The sequence below is a fragment of the Bacillus sp. KS1 genome (assembly GCF_020075515.1).
In the GTDB taxonomy this organism is placed as follows: domain Bacteria; phylum Bacillota; class Bacilli; order Bacillales; family Bacillaceae; genus Bacillus; species Bacillus velezensis.
Genome location: NZ_JACAWW010000022.1, coordinates 144,035 through 156,870, shown reverse-complemented (window position 1 = coordinate 156,870; position 12,836 = coordinate 144,035). Strand labels below are relative to the sequence as shown.

General features: G+C 46.8%; 13 protein-coding genes. All 13 read right to left on the bottom strand.

Translation table 11 applies throughout. The features are described from left to right. Positions 1-44: 44 nt before the first annotated feature. Entirely contained in the window at positions 45-536 is a 492-nt protein-coding gene (locus HWY38_RS17445) for a YpoC family protein (RefSeq protein ID WP_007612186.1), read from the bottom strand. After that, complete coding sequence (gene nth, locus HWY38_RS17440; RefSeq protein ID WP_007612187.1) at positions 533-1,192, bottom strand: endonuclease III; 660 nt, start codon at positions 1,190-1,192, stop codon at positions 533-535. The genes HWY38_RS17445 and nth overlap by 4 nt, the downstream gene beginning before the upstream one ends. Before the next feature lie 18 nt (positions 1,193-1,210). Then, the gene (gene dnaD / locus HWY38_RS17435) at positions 1,211-1,909 is read right to left on the bottom strand and encodes a DNA replication protein DnaD (RefSeq protein ID WP_003153516.1); all 699 of its coding nucleotides are present in this window, start codon (positions 1,907-1,909) and stop codon (positions 1,211-1,213) included. A 94-nt stretch (positions 1,910-2,003) separates the two neighbouring features. Beyond that, positions 2,004-3,296, bottom strand: a complete 1,293-nt coding sequence (asnS, locus tag HWY38_RS17430; protein ID WP_003153515.1) for an asparagine--tRNA ligase — start codon at positions 3,294-3,296, stop codon at positions 2,004-2,006. A 134-nt stretch (positions 3,297-3,430) separates the two neighbouring features. Further along, positions 3,431-4,612, bottom strand: coding sequence for a pyridoxal phosphate-dependent aminotransferase (locus HWY38_RS17425; protein ID WP_007612190.1), 1,182 nt, complete (start codon positions 4,610-4,612; stop codon positions 3,431-3,433). A 22-nt stretch (positions 4,613-4,634) separates the two neighbouring features. After that, positions 4,635-5,120 (bottom strand): cell wall elongation/penicillin-binding protein regulator TseB, encoded by a 486-nt coding sequence (gene tseB / locus HWY38_RS17420; protein ID WP_224182275.1) that lies wholly within the window; start codon positions 5,118-5,120, stop codon positions 4,635-4,637. A 9-nt stretch (positions 5,121-5,129) separates the two neighbouring features. Continuing rightward, positions 5,130-5,300 (bottom strand): YpmA family protein, encoded by a 171-nt coding sequence (locus tag HWY38_RS17415; RefSeq protein ID WP_003153512.1) that lies wholly within the window; start codon positions 5,298-5,300, stop codon positions 5,130-5,132. Positions 5,301-5,447: 147 nt separating this feature from the next. Further along, a complete protein-coding gene (gene dinG, locus HWY38_RS17410) occupies positions 5,448-8,234 on the bottom strand; it encodes an ATP-dependent DNA helicase DinG (protein ID WP_224182274.1) in 2,787 nt (928 codons plus the stop codon). A 121-nt stretch (positions 8,235-8,355) separates the two neighbouring features. Continuing rightward, the gene (gene panD / locus HWY38_RS17405) at positions 8,356-8,739 is read right to left on the bottom strand and encodes an aspartate 1-decarboxylase (RefSeq protein ID WP_003153510.1); all 384 of its coding nucleotides are present in this window, start codon (positions 8,737-8,739) and stop codon (positions 8,356-8,358) included. 1 nt (position 8,740) lies between these two features. After that, complete coding sequence (panC, locus tag HWY38_RS17400) at positions 8,741-9,601, bottom strand: pantoate--beta-alanine ligase (RefSeq protein WP_061862322.1); 861 nt, start codon at positions 9,599-9,601, stop codon at positions 8,741-8,743. A gap of 3 nt (positions 9,602-9,604) precedes the next feature. Beyond that, positions 9,605-10,438, bottom strand: coding sequence for a 3-methyl-2-oxobutanoate hydroxymethyltransferase (gene panB, locus HWY38_RS17395; protein WP_224182273.1), 834 nt, complete (start codon positions 10,436-10,438; stop codon positions 9,605-9,607). A gap of 244 nt (positions 10,439-10,682) precedes the next feature. Beyond that, positions 10,683-11,660 (bottom strand): biotin--[acetyl-CoA-carboxylase] ligase, encoded by a 978-nt coding sequence (locus HWY38_RS17390; protein WP_224182272.1) that lies wholly within the window; start codon positions 11,658-11,660, stop codon positions 10,683-10,685. Then, the gene (locus tag HWY38_RS17385) at positions 11,645-12,835 is read right to left on the bottom strand and encodes a CCA tRNA nucleotidyltransferase (protein ID WP_224182271.1); all 1,191 of its coding nucleotides are present in this window, start codon (positions 12,833-12,835) and stop codon (positions 11,645-11,647) included. Before HWY38_RS17385 ends, HWY38_RS17390 begins: the two co-directional genes overlap by 16 nt. Between the last annotated feature and the right edge of the window lies 1 nt (position 12,836).

The window sequence follows — 12,836 nt, the reverse complement described above, 5'->3', positions numbered from 1 at the left end:
ATTTTTTTCATACAAAAAAACCTCCTTATCAGAAAAGGAGGTTTTTAACATTTGTTCATGGCTTCATATTTATGATATTGTTTCTTCATCTCCGTCATCAATTCATCAAGCTGAATAAACGAGTGATATTGAGTCGGTTTTGTTAAAATAAACGCCATTCGCTCCGCCCAATTGATCGGTTCGGCGGGAAAATGCTTTGTTTCAAGCACAGACCAATCAAGTGATGTGACCCGCTCCCCTGCCGTCCAGTGAAAAGCGGCAATCAGACAGGCAATTCCCTTCAGCATGTCATTTTGATCACATCTCGATTTTCTTGTTTGAAAAACGGGAAGCAGCGTTTCTTTCGTTTCGTTCCAAATCTGAAATAGAAACGGGACATATTCGCCTCTTTCCCTCCATGGCTGCACGGTTGGCTGACCGCTGAAATCCATATACAGCGGATGGCGGCGCAGCGCCGTTTTGATCTCAAGGCTTTCCAAGTCCGTAAGGCTGCGCAGGTATGTTTCATAGCCTGCCAGAATGTCAATCGCCGTCACCGTTTCACCAGCCCTTTTTTGTCACGTTTCTGCCCTTCTCTGCATAGCGGAAGCAAAGGACATTCCGCACAGCGGGGAGATTGCGCTTTACAATGATACCTGCCGAAAAATATTAATCTGTGGTGCGTAACAGACCAATCCTCTTTCGGCACTTTTTTCATTAATGTTTTCTCTACTTCCAAAACAGAGTCCTTCCAGCGGCAGATACCGAGCCGTTTAGAGACCCGCTCCACATGAGTATCTACTGCAATCGCAGGTACGCCGAAAGCAACAGACACGACCACATTTGCCGTTTTCCGTCCGACACCCGGCAGATTCACAAGCTCATCCCGGTCTTTCGGCACTTCTCCGCCGTACTCTTCGATGATCATTTTGCTCAGCTTTTGAATATTTTTGGCTTTATTACGGTACAGGCCGATTGATTTAATATCCTGCTGGAGTTCTTCCAGCGATACGGCAAGATAATCTTCGGGCCGTTTATATTTTTGAAATAGCGTTTTTGTCACTCTGTTGACGAGAGCATCCGTACATTGCGCGGATAATGCGACTGCCACAACCAATTCGAAAGGATTTGAATGGACAAGTTCACATTCTGCGTGCGGAAACATATCGCCGATTTTTTCAAGACAATATTCAATCTGCTTTAAATTTAACACGTTTCTCCCCTTCTCATGTTATTGTTCCAGCCAATTGTAAAAAGGCACCTGCCTCGTATACTCTTTTTGCGGATCATTTTGTTTCGTTTGAACTCGCCGGAATTTTTGGCTGTGCGCCTTCGCCTGCTCAACCGTTTTGAAGCCGTTCTTTTTCCATTCAAATAAAATCCGGTCAATATAGCGAAAACTGAGTTTTCCCGATAAAACGGCTTCTTTTAAGGCGTGTTTAATCAGAATCGCATCATGCTGATCCTGATCCTGCCATATGGCCAGCGTCTCGCATTCAAGGGGCGACAGCGGTCTTCCGAACTCTTCTTCAAAGATGGTATACAGGCTTTTTTGTTCTCTTTCTGACGTTCTTTCCTGCGTTTCATTTTGAGAATGCTGCATGTAATCATACAGCTTCGCCCATAACGGCTGCAGAGAATATTTTTCAAACTTTATGCCGTTATGGTCTTCACATTCTTCAATAAACAGAAAACCTTTTTGAATAAACATTCTCAGACAGCTTGTACATTCTTCAGCAGAGATGGACATGCCTGATTGAAGTTCAAACGGCGTCGGAAAATAAGAGCCCTTTTCCAAATGCATTTTAATCTTCAAAAGCAGAATCAATTCGGTTTCATTCAGCCCGAGCTGCCGGTAATGTGTCAGCAGCAGGTTGGGAATGCTTGAAATGCCGAGTTCCTGCATATCTATAAATTGCTGTTTTTTCATCCTTACACCTCTTACTGTAAAAGGTTATCTCCGGGAGCTTTCCCCTTTACTTAGAAAAAGTCTCCCTTGCAGGAGACTTCGTTTTTTAAAACTATTACGGATACAGACGGTTCAGAAGTCTCGGGAATGGAATCGTTTCACGCACGTGAGGCGCTCCGCTGATCCAAGCCACTGTCCGCTCAAGTCCAAGGCCGAAGCCGGAGTGCGGAACAGAACCGTATTGTCTGAGTTCAGCATACCATTTGTAAGCATCTGAATCCAGACCGTGTTCTTTTAATCTTTCTTCCAATAAATCCATATCATGAACGCGTTCTGAACCGCCGATGATTTCCCCGTAGCCTTCAGGAGCAATTAAGTCGGCACATAACACGACATCGTCACGATCTTTGGCAGGCTGCATATAAAACGGTTTTAATGACGTCGGGTAATGAGTGATAAACACAGGTTTGTCATAGCTTTCTGCGATCGCTGTTTCATGCGGCGCACCGAAGTCATCTCCCCACTCAATATCGTCAAAGCCTTTTTCTTTCAGGAATTCGATCGCTTTATCGTACGTAATGCGCGGGAATGGCGCTTTGATTTGTTCAAGCTTCGATGTGTCTCTTCCTAATGTGTTCAGCTCGATCTTACAATGTTCCAGCACACTTTGTACGATGTATGCAACATAATTCTCCTGAACTTCAAGGTTTTCTTCAAATTCAACAAATGCCATTTCAGGCTCAATCATCCAGAATTCAATGAGATGGCGTTTCGTTTTCGATTTTTCCGCTCTGAACGTCGGTCCGAAAGAGAATACTTTTCCGAGCGCCATTGCAGCTGCTTCCATATACAGCTGGCCGCTTTGAGACAGGAAGGCGTCTTCATCAAAATATTTCGTCGCGAACAGTTCAGTCGTGCCTTCCGGAGCGCTTCCCGTCAAAATCGGCGGATCAACTTTCACGAAGCCTTCTTTGTTGAAAAATTCATAAGTCGCACGAATGATTTCGTTGCGGATTTTCATAATTGCGTGCTGGCGTTTCGAACGGAGCCATAAATGTCTGTGATCCATTAAGAATTCCGTACCGTGCTCTTTAGGCGTAATCGGATAATCAGTCGCTTCATGAATGACTTCAATGGATGTAACAGCAAGCTCATAGCCGAGCGGTGAACGCTCGTCCTCTTTCACAATTCCTTTTACATAAAGTGACGTTTCCTGTGTCACTGATTTCGCGATTTGGAAGATGTCTTCTTCTACTTCAGCTTTAACGACAACTCCCTGAATGAAGCCTGTACCGTCTCTCAGCTGTAAAAATGCGATTTTACCGCTTGAGCGTTTATTAGCGACCCAAGCTCCAATCGTTACTTCCTCGCCTGTGTGTTTATACACTTGGTTGATTGTTGTTTTCAAACTCTTTCCCTCCAGAACAAGAAAGACATTCAGGAATCTGCCTGAATCTCTTTTTTCATCACTTTATTATACCCGTTCTACTCTAACGGGGTCAATGCAAGTGAAAAGCGGCTTTAAAAGCCGCTTTTTCAGAATCAGCTGTGTTTTTCCGTGAAGCGGCGGATTCTTTCGACCGCTTCTTCTAAAAGATCAAGTGACGTTGCGTAAGATAAGCGGACGTTGTCCGGTGAACCGAAACCCGAACCCGGCACGATGGCGACTTTTTCTTCTTCCAGAAGCGCCTTGACGTATTCATCGACATCTTTGAATCCGCAGTTTTCTGCGGCCGCTTTGGCGTTAGGAAACAAGTAAAACGCCCCTTCAGGCTTGACACAGGTGAATCCGGGAATTTCACTGAGCTGAGCGTAAATGGTGTTCAGTCTGTGCTCAAATGCCTGTCTCATCTCTTCCAGCGGCTCAGCCGGCCCGTTATAGGCCGCAATGGCGCCGTATTGAGCGATAGACGTCGGATTTGATGTGCTGTGGCTCGCAAGGCTCGTCATCGCTTTAATAATCGTCTCCGAACCCGCCGCATAGCCGATCCTCCAGCCCGTCATGCTGTGAGATTTCGACACGCCGTTAATGATGATCGTCTGCTCTTTCAATTCATCTGAAAGCTGTGCGATTGAGACGTGTTTTTTTCCTCCGTATGTAAGCTTCTCATAAATCTCGTCAGAAACGATCAGAATGCCGTGCTCCAGACACACTTTTCCGAGTTCCGCAAGCTCTTCTTTCGTATACATAACACCTGTCGGGTTGCTCGGTGAATTGATAATGAGCGCTTTTGTTTTCTCGGTGATAGCCTGCTTCAGCTGCTCCGGTGAAATTTTAAACTGATTGGATTCCAGCCCTTCTGCATAGACGGGACGCCCCCCTGCCAGTTTCACCTGCTCAGGGTAGCTGACCCAGTAAGGAGTCGGTATAATCACTTCGTCCCCTTCATCGAGAATGACCTGAAATAATGTATACAGAGCGTGTTTCGCTCCGGTGCAGACAATGATTTCTGACGGCTTATATTCAATCCCCTGGTCGTTTTTGAATTTTTTTGCGATACTGTCTTTCAGCGCCGGCAGACCGCCTGAAGGCGTATATTTCGTATGGCCTTCATTCATGGAACGCACCGCGGCATCTATAATGTGCTGAGGCGTATTAAAATCCGGTTCTCCTGCTCCGAGGCCGATGACATCATGGCCTTCTGCTTTCAGCTCTTTCGCTTTTGCAGTAATTGCTAGTGTTGCAGACGGTGTTAATGCGGATACTCTTTTTGCCAATTTCAACTTGAACTCCCCCTAATACGTCTCACGGTGTGATGTTTTTGAGAATCTTGCCGCTTGTAAAGTCCACATAGCTGAAGCTATATTGCCCGCTTTTGTTGATATAGGTCACTTCCCATAACGGAACATTGTTTTCTCTCGCCGGGTGAACGCCATTCAGCTTGGAAACAAGCCCTTCGTCCCGAACGATCTTGGCAGCCTTGCCGCTTGAAATGCCGTCACTGGCTTTTTTTGAGAGAATTTTTGCTTTTTTGTCGGCCGGAACCCATACATACATATCTTTTCCATGTTTATCCGTTCCGGTAACAACATAATATTTCTGTTTGCCGACAAAGGTCTCCACTTTCTCAGCATCTGTCAGCTCCGTTTTTTCTTTAGCGGCTGCGGCAGCTGTTTCGTGGCCTTCTTCTTTTTGGGCCATTGCAGATTTAAAAATGCTGGCCGAAAATAAAAGAACTGCTAAAAAAATAATACCAAATACGGCTGTAAATATTAATGCTTTTTTTCTCATCTTTTTCACCTATGTGCGATAAATGGTGAAGACCGCTTCATTTTGATTTTCTTCGTCTAGCGCAAGGCCGAACATCAGATTGTCCCGTTTCAAAGTCCGGTTTAATGTATCGACAATTTTATATAAATCATCTGAATGCTCCACATTAATCGTTGACAGAATTTCAATTTTGCTTTCCATTTTTATACCCTCCATCGGTCGAACAAATTTTGTTAGTCATAACGGGATGCGCCCGCGGCATAATAAAATCACAAGGCGGCATGAACCCGCTTTTACTATAAAAACAATTCCTCATCCCACACCACGAAAGCCGCGTTTATGCGGCTTTTATTCCGTTTGGCTGACATAAGCCGCCATTTCGGCATCCGTCAGTTCCAAAAGAGATGAAGTCGGGAGCGCTTCAAGAAACAGCCGTCCGTATCCCGCCGTTTTTACACGCTGATCTAAAAGAACGATTGTTCCCTTGTCTCCCGCCGTACGGAGCAGGCGCCCGATCCCCTGTCTGAACGTTAACACGGCCTCAGGCAGGGAAATCGTCTGAAACGGATTTTTCCCCTGCTTCTTGGCAAATTCGCATTTTGCGGCATGAAGCGGATTGTCAGGCGCCCTGAAAGGAAGTCTTGCGATCATGACGGTTGACAATTCATCCCCCGGAAAATCAACGCCTTCCCAGAAATGATTCGTCCCAAGCAAAATCGCCCGGCTTGCCGTTTTAAAGGTTTTCATTAATTTACCGGGACTCCCGCCCGAAATACCTTGGGCGAGAAGCTGAATGCCTGATATCTCCATACTGAGTTTCAGTTCCTGATACACTTTTTTCAGCATATCATGAGACGTAAACAGGACAAGGATCTTCGGCTGTTTTCCCTTTGACATGATTTCTGCATACTTGGCAATATGCTCAATGACTTCCCGCTCTCCGTCATATTTAACGGATTTCATCTCTTTCGGAATGATGACGTTCATCTGATCATCGTAAGAAAAAGGAGACGGGATGCTTTTGGTGCGCGGATAAAAATCCGCAAGTCCGAGCCTTTCAATCATAAATTGAAAAGACTGCTCCACCATTAAGGTCGCTGATGTGAGCACAACGCTTTTTTTGCGGGCGAAAAATTGGTCTGCCAGCATTTCACCGGGCTCCAAAGGCTGCGCATAGATGCTGACTGCATTTTTTGCGCCCTTCGCATCAATTTCAACCCAAACGGCTTCTTTCTCATCATTTTCAAACAGCAGCCTGCTGAACGTATCGCGATATTCTTTCAGCCCCCTGATACACTTTACATATTCGGCCGCTAAAAAAGCCGCTCCGCTTTTCATCTGTTCAAGCTTTTGATGTAACAATTTCTCCTGTACTGAAAACATGTCAAGCAGCTGATCCAGCATCGCGCAAAGCCGCTCCGCTCCGTCCGTTATCATGTGAAACCCTTTATCCTGGCTTTTATGATTGAGACTATAGACGAGACGGTTCAGATCGTCTTTAGGTTTTCTTCGTTTGACAAAAGAATGCACTGAACTGAAAAATGCGTCGCTTTCCGATTGAATATGCTTCATCCACTCATCGGCGTCAAAAAAACTTTCCGCCGGCAGTTCATACGTATAAAACAGTTTTCTCATCCGCTTTAACAGTCCGTGTTCCTTTAAGGTGCCGATTCGGCTGAGCTTTGTGTGCAGTCCGATATATGAAGCTCTCTTCCCCAGGTGCTCGCTGGCGGCGCGTTCGAAATGATGCGCTTCATCAATGATGATCGTTCCGCTTGCAGGCAGTTTTTTCGTTTCACTGCTTTGATCTGAAAACAGCAAAGCATGGTTTGTGATAATCAGATCTGCGGCCTGCGCTTTTTCTTTAGCCCGTTCATAAAACCCGGCAGCCGAGTCCTTCCCTTTTTTAAAAAAAGAATTCTCATCGTAAGCCATGCGCTCCCACAGCAATCTGCCGCCTGATGGAAGATTCAGCTCAGCGGCGTCGCCCGTTTCAGTCTCCGTCAGCCAGACGAGAAGCTGCGCTTTCGTCAAAACCGCATCATAGTTGTCATCTTCCTCATGCAGAATATGTTCAAACTTAGGCAGGCACAGATAATGTGATTTCCCTTTTAAAATAGCGGCTTTGACCGGCCAAGGAAACATACGCTCCAAAAGCGGAAGATCTTTAGACACGATCTGCTGCTGCAAAAGAGTAGAGTACGTGCTGATAATCACGGGAGTCTGCTCCGCTTTGGCAAATAAAACAGCCGGAACGAGATAACCGATCGTTTTTCCGATGCCGGGTGCCGCTTCAATCAGCGCATGCTCCCGATTGCGGAAGGCGCCAAGCACTTCATCCATCATCGAAAGCTGCCCTTTCCGCTTTTCATAGCGGGGGATGATGCCGGATAAGATCTGTTCTTTTTCTTCGTTCCACTTTTCAAGGTCAATGGCCGCATTCACCGGACGGGAAACCGGAATGTGATCGGGCTCTTTAATTGAAAAAGAGGCGTATGGAATGCAGCTCTTTTCTTCCGCCAGCCTGCTTTCATGTATAAAAGAATCCAAAAGCAGCGTCAAATCGCTGATAAAATGCTGTGAAAGCCTTTTAAGCTGCTTTAATGTCGGTAAAGGCAAATGTTTCAGTTTATGTAAAATGTCTAAAAAGACCAGTCCCGTAACCTCCGCATCGCTGTCTGCGCGGTGAGGGCGGTCATGAACAATATTCAGCTCCGCGCACAACTCACCGAGCTTATATCCTTCAAACCCCGGGAAAACAATACGCGAAAGCTCAACCGTATCAAGCACTTCACAATCCGGCAGCTCATAGCCCGCTTCGCTCAGTTCATGCCGGACAAATCCGAGGTCGAAATGAATATTGTGGGCAACAAAATACGCGCCGTCAAGCAGATGAAAAATCTCCTCTGCGACCGCTTCAAACGGCAGTTCATTTTCAACCATTCCGGACGAAATTCCGGTCAGCTGTTCAATAAACGGCGGAATGACCTGATTCGGATTGATATATTTTGAAAACCGCTCAGTTATTTGTCCATTTTCAATGACAACCGCTGCGATTTGAATGATTTTATCGCCCTTTTTCGGCGAATTTCCTGTTGTTTCGACATCTATGACAACGAACCGTTGTTTGTTCATTAAAATGGACACCTCAATTCTTGCATACGAGAAAAGTGTAACACGTTTTGTTGAGAAATGGAGCGGAAAAACAGCTTTTGCCCCCAAATCTTAAAAGAAAACCCCCATGAAGGGGGCTCTTTTACAAAATCGTGTGTGCCGGCTCCTGGCCCAGCATCTGCTCGATTTTATTCTGATCATCCAGAACAGCCACCTTCGGCTGATGGCTTTTTGCTTCCTGATCAGACATCATTTGATAAGAAATAATAATGACTTTATCTCCTTCTTGGACGAGACGGGCGGCTGCTCCGTTTAAACAGATGACGCCGCTCCCCCGCTTACCGGGAATAATATACGTTTCAAGTCTCGCTCCGTTGTTATTATTCACAATCTGAACTTTTTCATTAGCGAGCATTCCGACGGCATCTAAAAGATCTTCATCAATCGTAATGCTGCCGACATAGTTTAAATTGGCTTCCGTCACGGTAGCTCGGTGCAGTTTTCCGGCCATCATAGTGCGGTACATATTATGATCTCTCCCATTCATCAATATCAATAATGATATTATCAATCAGTCTGGCTTTAGAAAATTGGACGGCGCAGGCCAGAATGACCTTGCCGTTTAATGTTTTAAGCGGAGTCAGCTCCGGATAAGCGTACAGTTCGGCATAATCAATGACGCCGCTTGTGTTTTCGATGATATCGGTGACGGTTTTTATAACGGTTTCCGGATTTCTTTCACCGTCTCTGATCAGTTCGGCACCTTGCTGCAATGCTTTATAGATCATCGGCGCTTCTTTGCGTTCCTGCTCTGTCAGATAGACGTTGCGAGAGCTTTTGGCAAGTCCGTCTTCTTCTCTGACCGTGTCAACTGCAACCAATTCGATATCCATAAAGAAATCCTCAATCAATCCGTCCACAACCGCTGCCTGCTGGGCATCTTTCAGGCCGAAGTAGGCGCGGGTCGGTTTAACGAGATTGAAAAACTTCGTCAGGACAGTGGCCACTCCGTCAAAATGGCCGACGCGGGAGGCGCCGCACAACACGTCAGTTCTCCTTTTCACTTGCACGGCAACATTTTGCTCGCCTTTATACATGTCACTTGGAGACGGCGTAAACAAAACATTTGCCCCCGCCTGTTCTGCAAGCCGGGCATCGCGCTTTAAATCCCGCGGATATGCTTCGTAATCCTCGCCCGGTCCGAATTGAGTCGGATTGACAAAGATGCTCATCACGACAATATCGTTTTCTTTGCTTGCTTTTTCAACCAGCGTCAGATGTCCTTCATGAAGAAAACCCATTGTCGGGACGAATCCGATCGTCCGGCCTTCTGAGCGGTATTGTGCAATCAATTCTTTCAGCTGTTGAGTTTCTGTCAGTTGTTTCATCGCTTACTTTCCTCCGTACAAGCCTTGCAGCACAGTTTGATTTATCTGAAAGGAATGCTTTTCTTCCGGGAAAACCCGTTCTTTCACATCACTGACGTAATCGCTGAGGGCCGACTCAATCGTGCCGTCGATTTTGGCGTATTGCTTCACGAACTTCGGTGTTCTGTCCACGCCGTGGCCGACGACGTCATGATAGACAAGGACTTGGCCGTCCGCTTTTGAACCGGCTCCGATTCCGATGACGGGAATGGATACTTCTTCTTTTATTTTAGCAGTCAGTTCAGCAGGCACGCATTCAAGCACGAGCATCATTGCTCCCGCCTGTTCGCATTTGATGCTGTCTTCAATGAGCTTTTTCGCGCTTTGCTCATCTTTCCCCTGCACTTTATATCCGCCTAATACGCCGACAGACTGCGGTGTGAGGCCTAAATGGCTGACGACGGGAATTCCGCCGAGAGTCAGAGCGCGGATGGATTCGAAAACGCCGTCTCCGCCTTCCAGCTTTAACGCGTCCGCGCCGCTTTCCTGAATAATGGCCGCGGCGTTTTTCATTGTATCTTCTTTTGAAAGGTGGTAAGACATAAACGGCATGTCAGTTACGATAAACGTATTTTTCGCACCGCGTTTTACCGCTTTTGTATGGTGAATCATGTCACTGACCGTTACGCCGACTGTTGAATCGAGTCCGAGCACGACCATTCCGAGCGAATCCCCGACTAAAATCATGTCGACTCCCGCCTGTTCCGCAAGCTTTGCCTGCGGATAATCGTAAGCGGTCAGCATCACGATCGGCTCTCCGTTTTCCTTCATTTTCATGAAATCCAGTTTTGTTTTCATTCTGTTTCTCCTCCTCTAAACGGTGAGGAGATGAGCCGCCAATTCTTCGCAAGCAAAAAAGCCTTCTGTAAAATAAGAAGGATCCCCACTTGTTTAACGTTCGGCGAATGTCATCCCTCTGTCCCAGTCCTTTTTTGGATCAAGGCAGACTTTTCGTAATCTCTGTTCTGCTGATCAGGTGCAGTTCATTATGATACTGCCCATAGGAAGTATACCAAATTCACGAGGCTTGTACCAACTAAGATTAATTGAGCTCAATATCGGCAGAATATATCTTCTTTATGCCGTCTTTCGTTTCCAAGAGAAGAACTCCCTCATCATCAATGCCGAGCGATTTCCCGTAAAACGTCCCTTGCAGCGTTCTCGCTCTGAGCTCGTTCCCCAGTCCGACCGCATAGCTTTCCCATAACAGCTTGATCGGTGTAAAGCCGTGGTTCAAGTAATCCTGATAGCGTTTTTCAAAAGTCAGCAAAATCTCTTGTATCAGACCCGCTCTGTCAATTTTTTCGCCGGCTTCCATGCTGAGGCTTGTCGCAATGTCCTGAAGCTCGCCGGGAAAATCTTTTTCCTGCTGGTTCACGTTGATGCCGATCCCGAGAATAACCGAACGGACACGGTCTTCTTCCGCCTGCAGCTCAGTTAAAATCCCGACGGCTTTTTTGCCGTGAATCATTAAATCATTCGGCCATTTAATGGCGGGCTGTACACCTGTAAAAGCCTCGATGGCCTGTACGACCGCAACGGCGGATAACAGGGTGAGCTGCGGCGTTTTTTGCAAAGGAACGTCGGGTCTCAGAATGAGGCTCATCCAAATCCCGTTTCCCTCCTGTGAATGCCATACTCTGGCCATTCTTCCTCTGCCTGCCGTTTGTTTATCGGCGACTACGAGCGTTCCTTCCGGCGCGCCGTCATTGGCAAGTTCATGAGCGGTTTTTTGGGTGGATGGCAGGACGTCCCGGTAATGAAGCTGTTTGCCCAAAACCTCTGTTTTCAGCCCGAAACGGATTTCGGATTCACTGAGTTTCCCCGGTTTTTTAATGAGCCTGTACCCTTTTCGTCTGACCGCCTCAACCTCATAGCCCTCTTTGCGGAGCTCCTCTATATGTTTCCAAACGGCGGTTCTCGAGCAGCCGAGCGCGTCACTAATTTTCTGCCCGGAGATAAAGCCGTCACCCGCCTCAGAAAATAAATCAATTAATCGGGTTCTTAATGTTGATCCCATGATGCGAGCCACTCCTTTATGTCATGTTTTCGGTTAGGGAGCTTCCCTGCCAATACCGCTTCTTCAATCCGGCGAAGTTCTTCGGCCACCCATTTACCCGCGCGGCGGTTTCTGAGCTCAATCAGATCAGCACCTGAAATGTCGAGGTCTCGAAGACTTTTGATCGGCAGCTGCTCATACAGGCTCTGAACCTCTTTCAGCTTTTGTTCATCAACCGTCTTATGCTTTTTCAGCATTTCGATTTTAATGGCTGAAAACAGCGCATCTCCAGCCCGGTACATCGCCTGGGCTTCAAGCTGCGCCGGATAAACGCTTATGATCTGCACTGCTTTTTTTATGACTTTCCCCGGCAGTTTCCATTGTTTTAAAAACGGTTCGACGCTTTTCGGACAAAGACCGAGAAATAATAACAGCGCTGCCCAGCGTTCTTCGCGTGCATCTAAAGAAGAAAACGGAAATCCGCTTGCTTCAAGCATTTGCTGCTCATAACCGGAAAGGCCGGGCAGCTCTTGTATCAGACCTGTTTGCACCATCGTTTGAATCGCTTCTTGTGAGGAAACGCCCTGCAGCAGCTTTTCAAACTCGACGGTCTTTCGTTCTACTGATACATGTGCCAAAAGCTCCCTGTCTTTCATGATGGCCTCTCTTGTTTCTTTTTCTAACAGAAAACCGAGCTGACTCATAAAGCGGACGGCTCTCATCATCCGCAGAGCGTCTTCCCGAAAACGGTCTTCAGGGTTACCCACCGTTCGGATCAGCTTTTGTCCGATATCATGTGCGCCTCCGAAATAATCAAGCAGCTCTCCTTCGGCAGACATCGCCATCGCATTAATCGTTAAGTCTCTCCGCTTTAAGTCTTCTGATAAAGAAGTGATGAACCGCACAGCTTCAGGGCGCCGGTAATCCTTATATTCTGATTCGGCACGAAAAGTGGTGACTTCATAGGTTTCATCTTCCCACAGGACGATGACGGTGCCGTGCTCTTTTCCTACATCGACAGTCCGCTTAAAGAGACGCTCCACCTCATTCGGCGAAGCGCTGGTTGCGATGTCCACATCACCTATTTTTCGTTTCATATAGCTGTCTCTGACGGCTCCCCCGACAAAGTACGCCTGATGGCCCGCCTTCATCAGATGATGAAGGATGGGGAGGGCTTTGACAAATTCCTGTTCCATA

What these genes read in the sequence shown, in the direction of transcription:
- panD (WP_003153510.1), bottom strand. Translation starts at nt 8,739, where the DNA reads ATGTACCGCACTATGATGGCCGGAAAACTGCACCGAGCTACCGTGACG.
- HWY38_RS17415 (WP_003153512.1), bottom strand. Translation starts at nt 5,300, where the DNA reads ATGGAAAGCAAAATTGAAATTCTGTCAACGATTAATGTGGAGCATTCA.
- dnaD (WP_003153516.1), bottom strand. Translation starts at nt 1,909, where the DNA reads ATGAAAAAACAGCAATTTATAGATATGCAGGAACTCGGCATTTCAAGC.
- HWY38_RS17385 (WP_224182271.1), bottom strand. Translation starts at nt 12,835, where the DNA reads ATGGAACAGGAATTTGTCAAAGCCCTCCCCATCCTTCATCATCTGATG.
- panC (WP_061862322.1), bottom strand. Translation starts at nt 9,601, where the DNA reads ATGAAACAACTGACAGAAACTCAACAGCTGAAAGAATTGATTGCACAA.
- tseB (WP_224182275.1), bottom strand. Translation starts at nt 5,120, where the DNA reads ATGAGAAAAAAAGCATTAATATTTACAGCCGTATTTGGTATTATTTTT.
- HWY38_RS17390 (WP_224182272.1), bottom strand. Translation starts at nt 11,660, where the DNA reads ATGGGATCAACATTAAGAACCCGATTAATTGATTTATTTTCTGAGGCG.
- panB (WP_224182273.1), bottom strand. Translation starts at nt 10,438, where the DNA reads ATGAAAACAAAACTGGATTTCATGAAAATGAAGGAAAACGGAGAGCCG.
- dinG (WP_224182274.1), bottom strand. Translation starts at nt 8,234, where the DNA reads ATGAACAAACAACGGTTCGTTGTCATAGATGTCGAAACAACAGGAAAT.